Raw genomic sequence first — 20315 nt, 5'->3', positions numbered from 1 at the left:
GGGAACCGTCAATCTAGCAAAAAGCGCGTGACGGCGTGTTGACGCAGCGTACGCCCTGGTCTGACATGAGCGCCGCTCATATCGCCCACTGCATGTCGATCAGCTTCAGCGCGGCGGCGATCGCGGGCTCGTCCTTGTGCGCCGCGAGCGTGATGAAGCTGAGCTCGGTCGGCACGGTCACGTGTTCGACGATCGTCAATGCATGCGCATGCGCCTCGGCGATCGCCGTCGCATCGCGCGCAAGCGAAAGCCCCACGCCGGATTTGACGAGATCGAGCATCGACGGCTCCTGGTCCACTTCGGCGACTTTCACGGGCTTCACGCCGGCCTGCGCAAAGCGCCGCGACAGCAGCCGGTTGTGCGCGGACGCCGGCGGCGTCCAGATCCACGGCAGCGCGGCGAGCGCGCGCCAGTCGTGCGCGTTTTTGACGCGGTCTTTCCAGCCGGCCGGGGCGAGCACGCGGTACTGGAAGCGCGTCAGCGTGATCGTGTGGAAAAGCTCGGCATCGCGCGGATCGTCTTCGGCGGGCTGGCCGATGTAAAAGCCGACGTCGAGCTCGCCCGCGCGGATCTGTTCGAGCACCCAGCCCGACATACCGTGCCGCAGCGCGGTTTCGATATGCGGCCAGGTTTCCACCAACTGGCGCAAAAAGCCGCCGAGGCGTAGAAATTCAGGGTCGAGGATGGTGCCGATGCGCAGGCGCCCGCGTACTTCCTGGCGCAGCGTCGCGGCGGCGCGCTCGACGTCGCCGGCTGCCGCGAGCGCGCGTTCGGCATGCGGCAGCAGCGCCTGGCCGTCGCGCGTCAGCGTGAGTCCGTGCGACGAGCGCGTGAAGAGCATCACGCCGAGCGCTTCCTGCAGATGTTTGATCTGCAGGCTGACGGCCGGTTGAGTCAGATGCAATTGCGCGGCGGCGCGCGTCAGATTGCCCTCGCGCGCGACGGTCGCGAATGCCCGCAGCAGTGTCAGGTCCATCGGCTGATATTAGCGCGACTTATATCGCAGTTGAGCATAACTCATTGGATTTCGCGTGCCGAGCGCGATTAGGCTTCGATTCATCGAGGAGGAAAACATGAGCGAGACAGATCAGAACCCTTCACGCGTGCGAGCGCTGACGCATGCGATCAACGGACGTTTGGTCGAGGGCACGAGCGAGCGCTTCGGCGACGTGTTCAATCCGGCACTGGGCAGCGTCGCGGCGCGCGTGCCGCTCGCCAGCGTCGCGGAAGTCGATGCGGCCGTCGCGGCGGCGAAGGCTGCGTTTCCCGCATGGAGCGAGACCGCGCCGCTCAAGCGCGCACGCGTGATGTTCAAGTTCAAGGAATTGCTCGACAGGCATCACGATGAGCTCGCCGAACTGATCACGCGCGAACACGGCAAGGTGTTTTCCGATGCGAAAGGCGAAGTGACGCGCGGCATCGAAGTCGTCGAATTCGCGTGCGGCATTCCCAACCTGCTGAAGACCGATTTCACCGATCAGATCGGCGGCGGCATCGACAACTGGAACCTGCGGCAGCCGCTTGGCGTAGTCGCCGGCATTACGCCGTTCAATTTCCCGATGATGGTGCCGTGCTGGATGTTCCCGATGGCGATCGCTTGCGGCAATACGTTTGTGCTGAAGCCGTCGGAACGCGACCCGTCCGCGTCGATCCGGCTTGCCGAATTGCTGAAGGAAGCGGGTTTGCCCGATGGCGTGTTCAACGTCGTGCACGGCGACAAGGTTGCGGTCGATGCGCTGCTCGCGCATCCGGACATCAGCGCCGTGTCGTTTGTCGGCTCGACGCCGATCGCCGAATACATTCATACGGAGGGCACGAAACACGGCAAGCGCGTGCAGGCGCTTGGCGGCGCGAAGAATCACCTTGTCGTAATGCCCGATGCGGACCTCGATCAGGCCGTCGATGCCTTGATCGGCGCCGCATACGGTTCGGCCGGCGAGCGTTGCATGGCGATTTCCGTCGCGGTCGCGGTCGGGCATATTGCCGATGAGCTCGTCGAACGCCTGACGCCGCGTGTGAAGACGCTGAAGATTGCGAATGGCATGGACCCCGCGGCGGAAATGGGCCCGCTCGTCACGGCCGCGCATCGCACGAAGGTGTCGGGTTACGTCGATGCGGGCGTGAAGGAAGGCGCGACGCTCGTCGTCGATGGCCGCAATCACGAAGTAGCCGGACACGAGAAAGGTTTTTTCCTTGCCGGCACGCTGTTCGATAACGTGAAGACCGACATGTCGATCTATCGCGACGAAATCTTCGGTCCGGTGCTGTGCGTCGTACGTGTGCCCGACTTTGCATCGGCCGTCGAGCTGATCAACCGGAACGAGTATGCGAATGGCGTGTCGTGCTTCACGAGCGACGGCGGCATTGCGCGCGCATTCTCGCGTCAGATCCAGATCGGCATGGTCGGCATCAACGTGCCGATTCCGGTACCGATGGCATGGCACTCTTTCGGCGGCTGGAAGCGCTCGCTGTTTGGCGATCACCATGCCTATGGCGAAGAAGGCGTGCGCTTCTATACGCGCTACAAGAGCATCATGCAGCGCTGGCCGGACAGTATTGCAAAGGGCGCCGAATTCACGATGCCGGTGGCGAAGTAAACCAGAATAAGCGCCGGGGGATCGGCTTCAGAGTGACAGGCGAACGCGCTTGACCAAGCGGAATCGCGCAAGGAGACCAGCAGTGAGCATGACTAACGTACCGTCGCATACGACGGAAAAGACGGGTGAAAGAACGGTCGAAGGTGAGTTCGACTATATCGTGATCGGCGCGGGCACGGCGGGTTGCGTGCTCGCGAACCGTCTGAGCCAGGACCGCGACGTCTCGGTGCTGCTGCTCGAAGCGGGCGGCAAGGACGATTACCACTGGATCCACATACCCGTAGGCTATCTGCATTGCATCGGCAATCCGCGCACGGACTGGCTCTATAAAACGGCGGCGGAGCCCGGCCTGAACGGCCGCTCGCTGTCTTATCCGCGCGGCAGGGTGCTTGGCGGCAGCTCGTCGATCAACGGCATGATCTATATGCGCGGCCAGCGCGAAGACTACGACGAATGGGCGCGCGTGACGAACGATTCCTCATGGGCCTGGGACGCGGTGCTGCCGGTCTTCAAGCGCAGCGAAGATCATTACGGCGGGGGCAATGACTGGCACGGCGCGGGTGGCCAATGGCGCGTCGAAAAACAGCGCCTCAAATGGAAAATTCTCGAAACGTTCGCGCATGCGGCACACGAAACCGGCATTCCGTACACCGAAGATTTCAATCGGGGTGACAACGGCGGGGTCGGCTATTTCGAAGTGAACCAGAAGCACGGCATTCGCTGGAATGCATCGAAGGCGTTTTTGCGGCCCGCGCTCGGGCGGCCGAATCTGACCATCATCACGGGCGCGCATACGCAGCGACTCGTGTTCGAAGGCAAACGCTGCGTCGGCGTCGAATATCGCGGCAACGATGTCGACTACCTCGCGAAAGCGAAATGCGAGGTGATCCTGAGCGCCGGCGCAGTCAACTCGCCGCAACTGCTCGAGCTATCCGGTATCGGTAATGGTGCGCGTCTGCAGAATCTCGGCATCGATGTGGTGCAGGATTTGCGTGGCGTCGGCGAAAACCTTCAGGACCATTTGCAATTGAGGATGGCTTATAAAGTACGCGGCGTACGGACGTTGAATACGTCTTCCGCGCACTGGTGGGGCAAGCTGGTGATCGGGCTGCAATATCTGCTCATGCAAAGCGGGCCGATGTCGATGGCGCCCTCGCAACTCGGCGCATTCGCGAAGTCGGATGCTGGCGATGTGTCGATTACGCGCCCTGACCTCGAGTACCACGTGCAGCCGCTGTCGCTCGATCGTTTTGGCGAACCGCTGCATCGTTTCAATGCGTTCACGGCTTCCGTGTGCCATTTGCGGCCGACGTCGCGCGGCAGCATTCATATCGAGTCGTCCGATCCGCATGCGCCGCCGCTGATCGCACCGAACTATCTGTCGACCGAGTATGACCGGCACGTTGCGGCCAACGCTTTGCGTCTGACGCGCCGCATCGCGGCTGCACCGGCGCTCGCGCGCTATTCGCCCGAAGAGATTCTGCCCGGCTTGCAGTTCCAGACCGAAGCGGAATTGCAGCGCGCGGCGGGCGAGGTCGGCACCACGATCTTCCATCCGGTCGGCACATGCCGCATGGGGACGACCGACGATCCCGCTGCGGTTGTCGATACGCGGCTTCGTGTGATCGGTGTCGAAGGATTGCGCGTGGTCGACGCATCGGTCATGCCCACCATTACATCGGGCAATACGAACTCGCCGACGTTAATGATCGCCGAGCGCGCGAGCGAAATGATCCGCGCCGATCGACGTGCGCAACGCAGCACGATGCAAAACGAAACGGCGTCCGCTGCAGCGCCTGTATCGATCGCGTGACAGTGCCGGACAGTGCCGTATTGGCGGCGGATCCCCGTCGGCCGGGGTCCGCCGCCCGCCGCCGGGTACCCGCTCCCGGATACCCGCCGCATCAGTTAGTGCAAATCCCAATGAATGCGCTGCATCAATGGGGCGACAATGACAGCCATGCTGCGTAGCGCGGCATGGCTTGCCGTCTGTAGTGGTGCATCACGCCACGACTGGCAACGGGGGTTTCAACGCCATCCGACCTTGCGCAACTCTGCGCGGATTACCGTAGTGCTTCGCCTTACTTCGCATGGAAGGGAACATGATTCTCGGCGATACGATACTCGAAACGCGCGGGCTGACGAGGGAGTTCAAGGGATTCACGGCGGTCAACGGCGTCAACCTGCGGGTGCGGCGCGGCTCGATTCATGCGCTGATCGGCCCGAACGGCGCGGGCAAGACCACTTGCTTCAATCTGCTTACGAAGTTTCTCGAACCGACGGCCGGGCAAATCGTCTTTAACGGCGTCGACATCACGCGCGAGCGGCCCGCGCAGATCGCGCGGCGCGGCATCATCCGCTCGTTTCAGATTTCCGCGGTTTTTCCGCATTTGACCGCGTTGCAAAACGTACGCGTCGGTTTGCAGCGCCCGTTGGGCACCGCTTTTCATTTCTGGAAGAGCGAGCGCACGCTGCATCAACTCGACGACCACGCGCTCGATCTGCTGACCCAGGTCGGCCTTGCCGACTTTGCCGACGTGCCGACGGTCGAGCTGTCGTATGGCCGCAAGCGCGCGCTCGAAATCGCGACGACGCTCGCCATGGAGCCGGAACTGATGCTGCTCGACGAACCGACACAGGGCATGGGCCACGAAGATGTGGACCGCGTCACGGCCTTGATCAAGAAAGTATCGGCGGGCCGCACGATCCTGATGGTCGAGCACAACATGAATGTGATTGCCGGCATCTCGGACACCATTACGGTTCTGCAGCGCGGCGAAGTGCTCGCTGAAGGGACCTATGCGGACGTATCGAAGAATCCGCTCGTGACGCAGGCCTATATGGGCAGTGCCGATGCCGCGCTGGCCGGAGCTCATGCATGAGCACGGTGACCGAGAACGAGAACGTCGAAACCAACGGGGCGTTGAACGCGGAGCCCGCGCTCGAAATCGCCGGACTGCAGGCCTGGTACGGCGAGTCGCACATTCTGCACGGCGTCGATCTGACTGTGGCGCGCGGCGAAGTCGTCACGCTGCTTGGCCGCAACGGCGCCGGTCGCACGACCACCTTGCGCGCAATCATGGGACTCACAGGCCGCCGTACGGGCTCGATACGCGTGAGCGGCCGCGAAACCATCGATCTGGCCACGCATCGCATCGCGCATTGCGGCATCGGCTATTGCCCCGAGGAGCGCGGCATTTTCTCGAGCCTCTCGTGCGAGGAAAACCTGCTGTTGCCGCCGCCGGTCGGCGAGGCGGCGCACATGATGTCGCTCTCCGAAATTTACGAGATGTTCCCGAATCTGCAGGAACGCCGCATGAGCCAGGGCACGCGCCTATCGGGCGGCGAGCAGCAGATGCTCGCGGTTGCGCGCATTCTGCGCACCGGCGCGAACCTGCTGCTGCTCGACGAGATTTCCGAAGGGCTCGCGCCGGTGATCGTGCAAGCGCTCGCGCGCATGATCGTCACGCTGAAATCGCGCGGCTACACGATCGTGATGGTCGAGCAGAATTTCCGCTTCGCCGCGCCGCTGGCGGACCGCTTCTACGTGATGGAACACGGCCGCATCGTCGAGCATTTCGGTGCACAGGAGCTCGAAAGCAAAATGCCGGTCCTGCATGACCTGCTCGGGGTGTGAGCGGCGCGGGCGTTTTCAGGTTGTTCGCCGGCCGCTCTCGCAACGCAATTGCCTCTGATAAACACAACGCAGAACGAAGGAGACACACAGATGAAAAGGAACACTCTCGCGCGCCTGACCTCACTCTGTTTCGCGGCGGCAGCCGGTATCGCGCTGACCGCGGGCAGCGCGCGGGCAGCCGACGATGCAGTGAAGATCGGCTTTATCACTGACATGTCGGGGCTGTATGCGGACATCGACGGCCAGGGCGGTCTCGAAGCGATCCGTATGGCGGTGGCGGATTTCGGCGGCAAGGTGAACGGCAAGCCGATCCAGATTCTTTACGCGGACCACCAGAACAAGGCCGATATCGCCGCATCGCGCGCACGCGAATGGTTCGACCGCGAAGGCGTCGAGGCCGTGATCGGCGGCACGAACTCGGCGACCGCGCTGTCGACGAACCAGGTCGCAGGCGAGAAGCACAAGGTGTACATCAACATCGGCGCGGGCGCCGACACCCTGACCAACGAGCAGTGCACGCCGTACACGGTTCACTATGCGTACGACACGACCGCACAGGCAAAAGGCACGGGCTCGGCGATCACGAAGCAGGGCGGCAAGACGTGGTACTTCCTGACCGCCGACTACGCGTTCGGCAAGGCGCTCGAAAAGGCGACGGCGGATGTGGTGAAGGCGAACGGCGGTCAGGTGCTAGGGGAAGTGCGGCATCCGTTGTCCGCGTCGGACTTCTCGTCGTTCCTGCTGCAGGCGCAATCGTCGAAGGCGCAGATTCTCGGCCTCGCGAACGCGGGCGGCGACACGATCAATTCGATCAAGGCCGCGAAAGAGTTCGGCATTACGAAGAGCATGAAACTCGCCGCACTGCTGATCTTCATCGACGATATTCACAGTCTCGGACTCGAAACGACGCAAGGCCTGATCCTGACCGACAGCTGGTACTGGAACAAGGACGCGAACACACGCAAGTGGGCGCAGCGCTATTTCGACAAGATGAAGAAGATGCCGTCGAGCCTGCAGGCAGCCGACTACTCCGCCACGATGACGTACCTGAACGCGGTGAAGGCGGTCGGCTCGACCGACCCGGACAAGGTCATGGCGCAGCTCAAGAAGACGAAGATCGACGACTTCTACGGCAAGGGCTATATCCGTCAGGACGGCAGCTTTATCCACGACATGTATCTGATGCAGGTGAAGACGCCGGCCGAGTCGAAAGAACCGTGGGACTACTACAAGATCACGGCGACGATTCCGGGCGAACAGGCATTTACGACGAAGCAGGAAACGCGCTGCGCGTTGTGGAAATAAGCGCCGGCGGATAACCTGCCGCGCGCGTAAGCAGCGGCAGGCGCGCACGTTCCGCGTGCTGGGCGCATCGGGCGACGGTTGGTTTGCGGTTGGCCCGATGCGCCCAGTGCGCTTTCGCTTTCACTTTGACGACGCGTTCAATGGATATCTTTGGCATCCCGCTGCCGGCCATGTTGAGCCAGTTGCTGCTGGGTCTCGTGAACGGCTCGTTCTACGCGATTCTGAGCCTTGGGCTGGCGGTGATTTTCGGCTTGCTCAACGTGATCAACTTCGCGCACGGCGCATTATTCATGCTCGGCGCCATGCTCACCTGGATGGGCTTTGCGTATTTCGGCCTGCCGTACTGGGTGATGCTCGTGCTCGCGCCGGTCATCGTCGGATTATTCGGCATGCTGATCGAGCGGTCGATGCTGCGCTGGCTTTACAAGCTCGATCACCTGTACGGGCTGTTGCTGACGTTCGGGCTCACGCTCGTGGTGGAAGGCGTGTTCCGCTCGATCTACGGCGCGTCCGGCCAGCCGTACGATGTGCCCAATCTGCTCTCCGGCGCGACCAATCTGGGCTTCATGTTCTTGCCGAACTATCGCGCGTGGGTGGTCGTTGCGTCGCTGATCGTCTGCTTTGCGACGTGGTTCGTGATCGAGAAGACGCGTCTTGGCGCCTATCTTCGCGCGGGTACCGAGAATCCGAAGCTCGTCGAGGCATTCGGCGTCAATGTGCCGCTGATGGTCACGCTGACCTACGGTTTCGGCGTCGCGCTCGCGGCGTTCGCCGGCGTGCTGGCCGCACCTGTCATTCAGGTCTCGCCGCTGATGGGACAACCGCTGATCGTCACAGTGTTCGCGGTGGTCGTGATCGGCGGCATGGGATCGATCATGGGCTCGATTCTGACCGGCCTCGTGCTCGGTGTGATCGAAGGCTTTACGCGAGTGTTCTATCCGGAGGCGTCGGCCACCGTCGTATTCGTGATCATGGCGCTCGTGCTGCTCGTGCGGCCGACGGGTCTCTTCGGCAAGGAAAAATAATGCAGAGAAAAGCGCTTTACGTGCTGCTGCTGATCGGCCTCATCGTCGCGCCGTTTGCCGGCGCGTATCCGGTGTTCGTGATGAAGGTGCTGTGCTTTGCGCTGTTTGCGGCGGCGTTCAATCTTCTGATCGGCTATACGGGGCTGCTGTCGTTCGGGCACGCGATGTTTCTGTCCACGGCCGGCTACATCACCGGCTATGTGATCCAGTCGCTCGGCACGACGCCTGAAATCGGCGTGGTGGCCGGCACGGCGGCCGCCACGCTGCTTGGGCTGATCGTCGGGCTATTCGCGATCCGCCGGCAGGGCATCTACTTCGCGATGATCACGCTCGCGCTCGCGCAGATGATCTACTTCGTGTTTCTGCAGGCGCCGTTCACGCATGGCGAGGACGGGCTGCAAGGCGTACCGCGCGGCAAGCTGTTCGGCCTCGTCGATCTGTCGTCGGACCTCACGCTCTATTTCGTCGTGCTGCTCGTGATGGTGCTCGCCTTCATGCTGATCGTGCGCATCGTCCACTCGCCGTTCGGGCAGGTGCTCGTTGCGATCAAGGAAAACGAGCCGCGCGCCATTTCGCTCGGCTACGATACGAACCGCTTCAAGCTGCTCGCGTTCGTGCTGTCCGCGGGGCTCGCGGGCCTTGCCGGTTCGATGAAGGTGCTCGTGCTCGGCTTCGAGACCTTGAGCGATGCGTACTGGACCATGTCGGGTCTCGTCGTGCTGATGACGCTGGTCGGCGGGATGGGCACGCTGTTCGGCCCGCTGCTCGGCGCCGCGCTGATCGTGTCGCTCGAAGACCGGCTCGGCGATATCGGCAATGTGATCGCGTCGGCAACGGGTATCGACTGGTTCCGTTCGCTCGGCGAATCGGTGACGATCGTGACGGGCCTGATCTTTATCGCGTGCGTGCTGGCCTTCAGGCGCGGTATTGTGGGCGAGATTGTCGCGCGGGTAAAGCCGCTGCGTGCTTGAGCAGGGGGCAAGCGTGTGCCGAAGCGGGAGGTGGAAACGCTTCCGGTATGTGCGGTTGATTCGGTATCCGATTTAAAATCCGCGCGCTTGAATAGGCGCGAAGCGAGTTCGACAAGCGTGTCAAAGTGTCGACACTGCGCGCCCCGATACGGTGCGCAACTGCACCACTAGGGTAAATGCTAGTTGTTCGAGTAAGCCTGCTTGTTTAATCTTCACACAGTTCTGATGCACCCGAATTTTGCAGGTGGAGAACGAGGAGACAATGAGGCGCTAAGCGCCCATACGAAAGCGCTGTTGGACTGGGTCCAACAGCGCTTTTTACTTTCCATCTGCAGTTAGCCTCTATCGCATCCCTTCCTTCCCAAGCGGTTGATCCTGCGTTGATCGCACGGGCGCACGTCTTGCCGCGTTCGGCTACACTCGCCATTCCCCTGATTTGACGTCTTTGGCGTGACAGTAAAGTCACGCCACTTAATACCGGCCCTATATCGATGGTGTTTCGAATGCGGGCATAAGGAGCGGAATGAAGTCGGCATGGCGATGGATAAGCGCGGCGTGTTTGTGTGTGGCATATCACGGCGCAGTAGCGGCAGACGTAAAGATCGGCATCACGGTATCGGCGACGGGCCCGGCAGCGTCGCTCGGTATCCCCGAGAAGAACACCACGACGCTGCTGCCGAAAGCGATAGCGGGGCAGAAGGTCGACTACATCGTGCTCGACGATGCGACCGATTCGACGCAGGCCGTGAAGAACGCGCGCAAGCTGACGAGCGAAGACCATGTCGACGCGTTGATCGGTTCCACCGTCGTGCCGAATTCGCTCGCCATGATCGACGTTGCGAGCGAAGCTCATACGCCGATGATCTCGCTTGCCGCGGCCGCGACGATCGTCGAGCCGATGGATGCGAAGCGCGCGTGGATCTTCAAGACGCCGCAAAACGACATCCTGATGGCGACCGCCATTGCGCAGCATATGGCCAGCCACGGCGTGAAGACGGTGGCGTTTATCGGCTTCTCGGATGCGTATGGCGAGAGCTGGTTCAAGGCGTTCTCGAAGGCCGCGGAGCTCGCGAAGATCAAGGTCGTCGCCAGCGAGCGCTTCGCGCGCAATGATACGTCGGTGACAGGGCAGGTGCTGAAGATGATGGCGCAGCACCCGGACGCGGTGCTGATCGCCGGCGCCGGTACGCCGGCCGCGCTGCCGCAACGCACGCTCAAGGAGCGTGGCTACAACGGCAAGTACTACCAGACGCATGGCGTGGCGAACAACGACTTCCTGCGCGTCTGCGGCAAGGATTGCGACGGCACGTATCTGCCGGCGGGGCCGCTACTCGTCGCCGATCAGCTGCCGGCGTCGAATCCGGCGAAAGAGGCCGCACTCACGTATAAGCATGCGTACGAATCCGCGTACGGCGCCGGATCAGTGTCGACATTCGGCGGCCACATGTGGGATGCTGGACTGCTGCTGCAGCGTGCGATTCCTGTCGCGCTGAAGAAGGGCCAGCCGGGCACGCCCGCGTTCCGCGAGGCGCTGCGCGCGGCGCTCGAAAGCACGAATGATCTGCCGGCGTCGCAAGGCATCTTTAACATGAGCGCCAACGATCACGCAGGCCTCGATCAGCGGGCGCGCGTGATGGTGCAGATCGTCGACGGGAAGTGGAAGCTCGTGTCGGACTGATTGCATCGGGGGTCGATGCATCCCGAGGGGAAAAAGGCGCGTGCAGTCAGACGCGCCTTTTTTGCTGCCTGCTTGCAGGGAAAACAAGCCCGGAACAACCAGCCCGGAACAACCAGACCAGGTCGAACGATGAACAACACGAAACCATGGATGCGCGCCGCGGTCTGCGCCGCATTCGCCGCCGCATCCGTCTTCGGCGCTGGCACGGCCGCAGCGCAGGTGAAGATCGGCGTGACGCTGTCGACGACGGGGCCCGCCGCGTCGCTCGGGATTCCTGAGAAGAACACAATCGCGCTGCTGCCGAAAGAGATCGGCGGCAAGAGCGTGCAATACATCGTGCTCGACGATGCAACCGACAGCACACAGGCCGTGCAGAACGCGCACAAACTGATTGATGAAGATCATGTCGACGCGATTATCGGCTCGACCGTCACGCCCGGTTCGCTGGCCATGCTCGATCCCGTCTCCGAAAGCAGGACACCGATGATCTCGCTCGCCGCATCCGCTTCGATCGTCGAGCCGATGGATGCGAAGCGCACGTGGGCGTTCAAGACGCCGCAAAACGATGCGTTGATGGCCGATGCGATTGCCGCTTACATGGAGCAGCATGGCGTGAAGTCGGTTGCTTTTATCGGCTTTGCGGACGCGTATGGCGAGAGCTGGTACTCGGTCTTCAATGCGGCGGCGACCGCGCATCATCTCAAGCTTGTCGCGAACGAACGCTATAACCGCACCGATGCATCGGTGACCGGCCAGGTGCTGAAGATGATGTCGCAGAATCCGGACGCGGTGCTGATCGCCGGTTCCGGCACACCGGCGGCGTTGCCCGCGAAGACCCTGAAGGAGCGTGGCTACAAGGGCAAGGTGTATCAGACGCATGGCGTCGCGAACAATGACTTCCTGCGCGTGTGCGGCAAGGATTGCGATGGCGAGCTGCTGCCCGCCGGGCCGATTCTCGTCACCGATCAGCTGCCCGATTCCAACCCGGTCAAGCAGTCGTCGCAGGCATACAGGAACGCCTATGAAAAGGCCTATGGCGTGGGTTCGGTATCGACGTTCGGCGGACACGCATGGGATGCCGGCCAGTTGCTGCAGCGGGCGATTCCCGAAGCGCTGAAGAAGGGGCAGCCCGGCACGGTCGCATTTCGCACCGCGCTGCGCGATGCGCTCGAAAACGTGAAGGACATGCCCGCGTCGCACGGCATCTTCAATATGACGGCGACCGACCACAATGGCCTCGACACTCGCGCACGCGTGATCGTGCGGATCGTCGACGGCAAATGGCAACTGCAGAAAGACTAGAACAAGCCGTCCGTATGCTTGCGGCCGCGACGTCGGCGCGCAGGCTTCGTATCGAGCACAATGGCAGGCGCTGCTGCATCGATGAATCGTTGCGATTGACCGTCGCGGTGAGTCATTGGTGCGGCAGTGGCGGCGTATGGGTTTATGTGCGGCGCTTCGATCTCGAGCGCCGCGAACGCGCGACGGCAGGTCCGTCCCACAGGAACGCGTGAAGTTTCACGGCGTGGCTATCCGCTCGACACGCGCTCCGCGTTCCCGCTTTTCCATGTGCGCTTTTCTGTTTTTGTTTCCCCGTTCCAGTTTTCGACGTTCCAGGAAGGACGATTCTGTATGGATCTATCAATCGCGGCGATCCTCGCGCAGGACGGCATCACGACCGGCGCGATCTACGCATTGCTCGCACTCGCGCTCGTGCTGGTTTTTTCGGTGACGCGCGTGATCTTTATCCCGCAAGGGGAGTTCGTTTCATATGGCGCGCTGACGCTGGCCGGCCTGCAATCGCAGAAGTTTCCGGCCACGTGCACGATGCTCGTTGCGTTGGGCGCTGCGTGCTTCGTTGTCGAAGCAGCCGGACTCGTTCGGCATCCCGAACGACGCGTTAATGCAGTGCGCACGCTGCCAGTGCTCGCCGGCAAATATCTGCTGTTCCCGATCGCCGTGTACGCGGTCACGCGCGGCCTCTTCATGCACCCGTTGCCGATGCTCGCGCAGATTGTGCTCGCGCTGCTGATCGTGATCCCGATGGGTCCATTGGTCTACCGGTTGGCCTTTCAACCGATAGCCGAAGCGACGACGCTCGTGTTGCTGATCGCCGCGGTCGCGGTGCACTTTGCGATGGTCGGCTTGGGGCTCGTGATGTTCGGCGCCGAGGGCTCGCGCACGAATGCGTTCTCGGACGCGACCTTCAACGTCGGCACGTTGACGATCTCCGGGCAAAGCCTCTGGGTGATCGGCACGGCGATTGTATTGATCGTCGCGCTGTACCTGTACTTCGACCGCTCGATTTCCGGCAAGGCGCTACGCGCGACATCGGTGAACCGTATCGGCGCGCAACTGGTGGGCATCGGCACGACGCAGGCCGGGCGCCTCGCATTTACGCTTGCGGCGGGCCTGGGCGCGCTGTGCGGCATGCTCGTCGCGCCGCTGACGACGATCTACTACGACTCGGGTTTTCTGATCGGCCTGAAGGGCTTCGTCGGCGCGATTATCGGCGGGCTGGTCAGTTACCCGCTCGCGGCAGCGGGTTCATTGCTGGTCGGGTTGCTCGAGTCGTACTCGTCGTTCTGGGCGAGCGCGTACAAGGAAGTGATCGTGTTCACGCTGATCATCCCGGTGCTGCTATGGCGCAGTCTCGCGACGCCGCATGTCGAAGAGGCGGAGGAGTGACGCGATGAAACGCCTCGTTCGGAACGGACCGTTCTATCTATTTCTGATCGTGCTGTTCGCGCTGCCAGTGCTGCCGAGGCCGCTGCATGTGCCCGAGTACTGGATCACGCTGCTCAACTACATCGGCTTGTATTCGATCGTCGCGATCGGCCTCGTGCTGCTGACCGGCATCGGCGGCATGACGAGTTTCGGGCAGGCTGCGTTCGTTGGCATCGGCGCGTATTCGACCGCGTATCTGACGACGCAATTCGGCGTATCGCCGTGGCTCGCGCTGATCGCCGGCGTGTTGCTGACCGCCCTGATCGCGCTCGTGCTCGGGCTGGTGACGATGCGCCTGTCCGGCCATTTCCTGCCGCTCGGCACCATCGCGTGGGGGCTCGCACTGTTCTTTCTGTTCGGCAACCTCGAATGGCTCGGCAAATACGATGGCATCAACGGCATTCCGGTGCTGAATCTGCTCGGCATCGAGCTCGAGACGGGGCGGCATATCTATTACCTGATCTGGGTCGTCGTGCTCGGCGCCGTCGTCTCTGTTCAGAATCTGCTTAATAGTCGGCCTGGGCGGGCCATTCGCGCGTTGCGCGGCGGCGGAGCGATGGCGGAGGCGATGGGTGTCGATACCGCATGGATGCGCGTCGTGATTTTTATCTACGCGGCAGTGCTCGCGGCGATTTCCGGTTTTCTCTACGCACACCTGCAGCGTGCGGTGAATCCGACGCCATTCGGGCTCAATCACGGCATCGAGTATCTGTTTATGGCCGTGGTCGGCGGCGTATCGCATGTTTGGGGCGCCGTGCTCGGCGCCGCGATTCTGACGGTGTTGCAGGACTATCTTCAAACGTTGCTGCCGAAGCTGCTGGGCGAGAACGGCAACTTCGAAGAGATCGTTTTCGGCATGTTGATGGTTGTGCTGCTGCAACACGCACGCGGCGGCGTCTGGCCGCTCGTTGCCCGGCTCTTTCCGCGCGGGCCGCGCGCGCATGCGCCCGGCGACGTCGATCCGTTGCCGATGCGCGGCAAGCCGGCGCCTGGCGAGCGGTTGCTGAGCGTCAACAAGGTGCGCAAGGAGTTTGGCGGGCTGCTCGCCGTCAACGACGTGAGCTTCGACGTGAAGTCGGGCGAGATTATCGGACTCATCGGCCCGAACGGCGCCGGCAAGTCGACGACGTTCAATCTTGTCACGGGGGTGACGGAGCCGACGCGCGGTACGGTCACGTTCCGCGGCGAGCGGATCGATGCGCTGAGTTCGCGCGAAATCGCGAGGCGCGGAATTGGGCGGACGTTTCAGCACGTCAAGCTGTTGCCGGGCATGACGGTGCTCGAGAACGTTGCGATCGGCGCGCATTTGCGTGGCCATGCAGGTATCTGGCGCAGCATCGTTCGGCTTAACGGCGCGGAGGAAGCGCGGCTGATGGCGGAAGCCGCGCGACAGATCCGGCGCGTCGGACTGGAGCAGCATCGCGATGACGAAGCGGGAAGCCTCGCGCTCGGCCAGCAACGGATTCTCGAGATTGCGCGCGCGCTATGCAGCGACCCGATGCTGCTGCTGCTCGACGAGCCGGCCGCGGGCCTGCGCTACCAGGAGAAGCAACAACTCGCGGCGCTGCTGCGCCGGTTGCGCGAAGAAGGGATGAGCATTCTGCTCGTCGAACACGATATGGAATTCGTGATGAATCTGACGGATCGGCTTGTGGTGATGGAGTTCGGCACACGCATCGCCGAGGGCTTGCCGCAGGACGTGCAGAAGGATCCGGCTGTGCTCGAAGCGTATCTGGGCGGGGTGGAGTGAAGACAATGACTAACGTAACGATTGCTACCTCCGCGCCGATTCTGCGAGTCGACAGTCTGTCGGTTCGCTATGGAAAGGTCGAAGCGCTGCATAACGCGCAAATCGAAGTGCGGCCGGCGCAGATCGTCTCCGTGATCGGGCCGAATGGCGCAGGGAAGTCGACGCTGTTGAACGCGATCATGGGCGCGTTGCCGGTGGCCGGGGCCGCGGAGGGCGCGATTGTTTTTTGCGGACGCGACGTCAGCGCGCTGCCGGTCGAGCAGCGCGTCGCGGGTGGAATGTGCCTCGTCCCGGAAAAGCGCGAGCTGTTCGCGACGATGACGGTCGAAGACAACCTCGTGCTCGGCGCCTATCGACGGAAAAAGGCGGGCGAGCGGAATTATCTCGATCAGCTCGACCCGGTGTTCAGCTTGTTTCCGCGCCTGAAGGAACGCCGGAAGCAGGCGGCAGGGACTTTGTCCGGGGGCGAGCGTCAGATGCTCGCGGTCGGTCGAGCGTTGATGGGCAAGCCGGATCTGTTGATGCTCGATGAACCGAGCCTCGGGCTCGCGCCGCTGATCGTGAAGGAGATTTTTCATATCATCAGCGCGCTGCGGGAGACCGGCGTTGCGACGCTGCTGATCGAGCAGAATGCGCGGGCAGCGTTGCAGGTTTCCGATTATGGCTATGTGCTGGAGACGGGTGAGCTGGTGCTGGAAGGGGCGGCGGCTGAGTTGGCGCAGAATCCGCGGGTGATCGAAACGTACCTGGGATTGACGAAGAGGGTCGCTTAGGTCGCTTTTGCTCCACGTTGTTGCGCCCTCGTAGATCGGCGGCCGCCTCTCGACCCCTTCCTTCTGGAGCCATTCGGCCGAAGGCACAATCAATCATCGCGGCGTGTTTCACGTGAAACACGCCGTTTTTCTTCCCACGCTTAAACCAACGTAAATCGGGCCAAAAGCGAACCCGTTATAATTCGCCCATACATTTTTCTGAAAGGCTCACGCCAACGGTCTGCGTGAGATCTCCAATGCTTTATCCCACAGAGTTTGACGTTATCGTCGTCGGCGGCGGGCATGCCGGCACCGAAGCCGCGCTCGCTTCCGCGCGCATGGGCAATAAGACGCTGCTGCTCACGCACAACATCGAAACGCTCGGCCAGATGAGCTGCAACCCGTCGATTGGCGGCATCGGTAAGGGTCATCTGGTCAAGGAAGTCGACGCGCTCGGCGGGGCGATGGCGGCGGCTACCGATGAAGGTGGCATTCAGTTCCGCATCCTCAATTCGTCGAAAGGGCCGGCGGTCCGCGCGACGCGTGCGCAAGCGGACCGGCTGCTGTATAAGCAGGCGATCCGGCGCCGCCTCGAAAATCAGCCGAACCTGTGGTTGTTCCAGCAATCGGTTGACGATCTGATGGTGGAGGGCGACCGTGTGGTGGGTGCGGTCACGCAGGTTGGAATCCGCTTCCGCTCGCGCGCGGTCGTGCTGACGGCGGGTACGTTCCTCGATGGCAAGATTCACGTCGGGCTCAACAACTACACGGGCGGCCGCGCTGGCGATCCGGCTGCCGTGTCGCTGTCCGCGCGCCTCAAGGAATTGAAGCTGCCGCAAGGGCGCCTGAAGACCGGGACGCCGCCGCGCATCGACGGCCGGACGATCGATTTCTCGAAAACCGAAGAGCAACCGGGCGATCTCGACCCGGTGCCGGTGTTCTCGTTCCTTGGCCGCGCCGAGCAGCATCCGCGTCAGGTGCCGTGCTGGGTCACGCATACGAATGCGCAAACGCACGACATTATTCGCGGCGGGCTCGACCGGTCGCCGATGTACACGGGCGTGATCGAAGGCGTCGGCCCGCGCTACTGTCCGTCGATCGAGGACAAGATCCATCGGTTTGCGTCGAAGGAATCGCATCAGATCTTCCTCGAGCCCGAAGGGCTGACGACCAACGAGTTCTACCCGAACGGTATCTCGACCAGCCTGCCTTTCGACGTGCAGCTGGAGCTGGTTCGTTCGATGCGCGGCCTCGAGCACGCGCACATCCTGCGGCCCGGCTATGCGATCGAGTACGACTACTTCGATCCGCGCGCGCTCAAGGCGTCGTTGGAAACAAAGGCGATCAACGGCTTGTTCTTTGCGGGACAGATCAACGGCACCACCGGCTATGAAGAGGCTGCAGCTCAGGGTCTGCTCGCGGGGATTAACGCGGGGTTGCAGGTGCAGGGCAAGGAAGCGTGGTGCCCGCGCCGCGATCAGGCGTACCTCGGCGTGCTCGTCGACGATCTGGTCACGCGCGGCGTGTCGGAGCCGTATCGGATGTTCACGAGCCGGGCCGAATATCGACTTAGCCTGCGTGAAGACAATGCGGATATGCGTCTGACGGAGATCGGCCGCGAGCTAGGCGTCGTCGACGATGCGCGCTGGGACGCGTTCAGCCGCAAGCGCGACGCCGTTTCACGTGAAACAGAGCGTCTGCGTTCGACATGGGTCACACCGAAGACGCTTTCCTCTGACGAAGCAACCGCGCTGCTTGGCAAGCCGATCGATCACGAATATAGCCTCGCAGAATTGCTGCGCCGTCCGGGCGTTTCATATGACGGCGTCTGCGCGCTGCGAGACGGCGCATGCGCGCCGGCGGAAGCGCTGGCCGACGACGCGGTTCTGCTGGCGCAGATCACGGAACAGATCGAAATCGGCATCAAGTATCAGGGCTATATCGAGCGTCAGGCTGATGAGATCGAGCGTAACGAGGCGCATGAGAACACGCGTCTACCAGACGGGCTCGACTATGCGGAAGTGCGTGGCCTGTCGTTCGAAGCCCGCCAGAAGCTCACGCAACATCGCCCTGAAACGATCGGCCAGGCTTCGCGGATTTCCGGCATCACGCCTGCCGCGATCTCATTGCTGATGGTGCATTTGAAGCGCGGCCTGGGCCGCCGTCCGACGGCCGCCGCTAGCTCGGCCAGTCCAGCCAACACCGACGCCGGCACGGACAGCACGCCGGTGGCTCAATGACGGCGCGCCACGGCAGTCCCGCCGCCAGTCGCGAGACGCTGGCGGCGTTGCTGGCCGACGGCGCCCGCGCACTGGGCATCGACCTCACCGATACGCAACAAGCGAGGCTGCTCGACTACGTCGCGCTGCTCGGGAAATGGAACGCCGTCTACAACCTGACGGCGATTCGCGACCCGCGGCAGATGTTGATCCAGCACATCCTCGATTCGCTGTCGATCGTGCCGCACCTCAACGCGGGGCGAGGACGATCGTCGGTACTCGATGTCGGGTCCGGCGGCGGCTTGCCCGGCATCGTGCTCGCGATCGTGCTGCCGGAGTGGCGTGTCACGCTCAACGACATCGTTCACAAGAAGACCGCGTTCCAGTCTCAGGCGAAGGCGGAACTCGGGCTCGCAAACCTGTCGGTGGTGACGGGCAGGGTGGAGTCGTTGCGTCCCGGTATCGAAGTGCCGGAAAAATTCGATGTGATCGTGTCGCGCGCATTCGCAGAGCTCGCGGATTTCGTTACACTGGCCCGGCATCTGGTGGCGGAAAGCGGCGCGATCTGGGCGATGAAGGGTGTGCGTCCCGATGCCGAGATCGCGCGCCTGCCGGCCGGCGCGGAAGTGAAGCAGGTGATCCGGCTCGATGTGCCGTCGCTCGACGCCGAACGGCATCTGCTGGAAATTCTTGTCGAAGAACCTGGTGCTGCGTCGGCGCCTGCGTCAAACTAAGTGCGCGCCGCGCCGATAGGGCAACGCGGCGGACGCGACGAACGCAGGTAGCAGAGCACGGCGCACAAGCGAACCCATACCAAACACTCAAGGCTGCAAAGGGACACATCCAAGATGGCAAAAATCTTCTGCGTTGCGAACCAGAAGGGTGGAGTCGGCAAAACGACGACAGCTGTCAATCTCGCCGCGAGCCTCGCATCGCAGGGACAACGGGTTCTGCTTATCGATCTCGATCCGCAGGGCAACGCGACGATGGGCAGCGGCATCGACAAGGCTGCGTGCGAGAACACCGTCTATGAAGTGCTGTGCGACGGTGTGGCGGTGGCCGACGCACGGGTCAAGTCCGAAGCGGTTTCCTACGACGTGCTGCCGGCAAATCGCGAACTCGCGGGCGCCGAGATCGAGCTGGTCGGCGTGGAAAACCGCGAGCGTCAGCTGAAGGAAGCGCTGCTGCACGTCGTCGGCGACTACGACTTCGTGCTGATCGATTGCCCGCCGGCGCTGTCTTTGTTGACGCTGAACGGCCTGTGCGCGGCGCACGGCGTCGTGATCCCGATGCAGTGCGAGTACTTCGCACTCGAGGGCCTGTCGGACCTCGTCAATACGATCAAGCAGGTGCACGCGAACATGAATCGCGACCTGAAGGTGATCGGCCTCCTGCGCGTGATGTTCGATCCGCGCATCACCCTGCAGCAACAGGTCTCCGACCAGCTGAAAGAGCACTTCGGCGACAAGGTGTTCGACGTCGTGATCCCGCGCAACGTGCGCCTCGCCGAGGCGCCGAGTTACGGCTTGCCGGGCGTGGTGTTCGACCGCGCGTCGCGCGGCGCGCAGGCCTACGTGCAGTTCGGCGCGGAAATGATCGAACGGGTGCGCGCGCTATGAGCACTCAACGCCAATCGTCGAAATTGGATCGAGGG

At 62.6% G+C, this 20315-nt stretch carries 16 protein-coding genes; 15 read left to right on the top strand and 1 reads right to left on the bottom strand.

Going from position 1 to position 20315, the window contains the following annotated elements:
• Window positions 1-76: 76 nt before the first annotated feature.
• A complete protein-coding gene (locus ACYPXD_RS29490; RefSeq protein WP_459720098.1) occupies window positions 77-976 on the bottom strand; it encodes a LysR family transcriptional regulator in 900 nt (299 codons plus the stop codon).
• 97 nt (window positions 977-1073) lie between these two features.
• Between ACYPXD_RS29490 and ACYPXD_RS29485 the strand changes: the two genes are divergently transcribed.
• From ACYPXD_RS29485 to ACYPXD_RS29415, 15 genes are all read left to right on the top strand, one after another.
• Window positions 1074-2597 (top strand): CoA-acylating methylmalonate-semialdehyde dehydrogenase, encoded by a 1524-nt coding sequence (locus ACYPXD_RS29485; protein WP_459720094.1) that lies wholly within the window; start codon window positions 1074-1076, stop codon window positions 2595-2597.
• Between the two features lie 88 nt (window positions 2598-2685).
• Window positions 2686-4410 (top strand): GMC family oxidoreductase, encoded by a 1725-nt coding sequence (locus tag ACYPXD_RS29480; protein ID WP_459720916.1) that lies wholly within the window; start codon window positions 2686-2688, stop codon window positions 4408-4410.
• A gap of 289 nt (window positions 4411-4699) precedes the next feature.
• Window positions 4700-5479, top strand: coding sequence for an ABC transporter ATP-binding protein (locus tag ACYPXD_RS29475; RefSeq protein WP_459720091.1), 780 nt, complete (start codon window positions 4700-4702; stop codon window positions 5477-5479).
• A complete protein-coding gene (locus ACYPXD_RS29470; RefSeq protein WP_459720088.1) occupies window positions 5476-6234 on the top strand; it encodes an ABC transporter ATP-binding protein in 759 nt (252 codons plus the stop codon). Before ACYPXD_RS29475 ends, ACYPXD_RS29470 begins: the two co-directional genes overlap by 4 nt.
• Before the next feature lie 90 nt (window positions 6235-6324).
• A complete protein-coding gene (locus ACYPXD_RS29465; RefSeq protein WP_459720084.1) occupies window positions 6325-7539 on the top strand; it encodes an ABC transporter substrate-binding protein in 1215 nt (404 codons plus the stop codon).
• Between the two features lie 140 nt (window positions 7540-7679).
• Entirely contained in the window at window positions 7680-8564 is an 885-nt protein-coding gene (locus ACYPXD_RS29460) for a branched-chain amino acid ABC transporter permease (protein ID WP_459720081.1), read from the top strand.
• Window positions 8564-9535 (top strand): branched-chain amino acid ABC transporter permease, encoded by a 972-nt coding sequence (locus ACYPXD_RS29455; RefSeq protein WP_459720078.1) that lies wholly within the window; start codon window positions 8564-8566, stop codon window positions 9533-9535. Before ACYPXD_RS29460 ends, ACYPXD_RS29455 begins: the two co-directional genes overlap by 1 nt.
• Before the next feature lie 523 nt (window positions 9536-10058).
• Entirely contained in the window at window positions 10059-11213 is a 1155-nt protein-coding gene (locus ACYPXD_RS29450) for an ABC transporter substrate-binding protein (RefSeq protein WP_459720073.1), read from the top strand.
• Window positions 11214-11342: 129 nt separating this feature from the next.
• A complete protein-coding gene (locus ACYPXD_RS29445; protein WP_459720069.1) occupies window positions 11343-12515 on the top strand; it encodes an ABC transporter substrate-binding protein in 1173 nt (390 codons plus the stop codon).
• 330 nt (window positions 12516-12845) lie between these two features.
• On the top strand, window positions 12846-13901 hold the full coding sequence (locus ACYPXD_RS29440; RefSeq protein WP_459720065.1) for a branched-chain amino acid ABC transporter permease: 1056 nt from the start codon (window positions 12846-12848) through the stop codon (window positions 13899-13901).
• A gap of 4 nt (window positions 13902-13905) precedes the next feature.
• Complete coding sequence (locus ACYPXD_RS29435; protein ID WP_459720062.1) at window positions 13906-15690, top strand: branched-chain amino acid ABC transporter ATP-binding protein/permease; 1785 nt, start codon at window positions 13906-13908, stop codon at window positions 15688-15690.
• Between the two features lie 5 nt (window positions 15691-15695).
• Window positions 15696-16463, top strand: coding sequence for an ABC transporter ATP-binding protein (locus tag ACYPXD_RS29430; RefSeq protein WP_459720060.1), 768 nt, complete (start codon window positions 15696-15698; stop codon window positions 16461-16463).
• A gap of 236 nt (window positions 16464-16699) precedes the next feature.
• The gene (mnmG, locus tag ACYPXD_RS29425; RefSeq protein ID WP_459720057.1) at window positions 16700-18682 is read left to right on the top strand and encodes a tRNA uridine-5-carboxymethylaminomethyl(34) synthesis enzyme MnmG; all 1983 of its coding nucleotides are present in this window, start codon (window positions 16700-16702) and stop codon (window positions 18680-18682) included.
• The gene (rsmG, locus tag ACYPXD_RS29420; RefSeq protein WP_459720054.1) at window positions 18679-19395 is read left to right on the top strand and encodes a 16S rRNA (guanine(527)-N(7))-methyltransferase RsmG; all 717 of its coding nucleotides are present in this window, start codon (window positions 18679-18681) and stop codon (window positions 19393-19395) included. Before mnmG ends, rsmG begins: the two co-directional genes overlap by 4 nt.
• A gap of 114 nt (window positions 19396-19509) precedes the next feature.
• A complete protein-coding gene (locus tag ACYPXD_RS29415; RefSeq protein ID WP_459720050.1) occupies window positions 19510-20280 on the top strand; it encodes a ParA family protein in 771 nt (256 codons plus the stop codon).
• Window positions 20281-20315: the final 35 nt, after the last annotated feature.

The organism is Paraburkholderia sp. 2C (assembly GCF_054589215.1).
The sequence above is the reverse complement of the archived record's forward strand: the minus strand, read 5'-3'. Positions and strand labels throughout refer to the sequence as shown.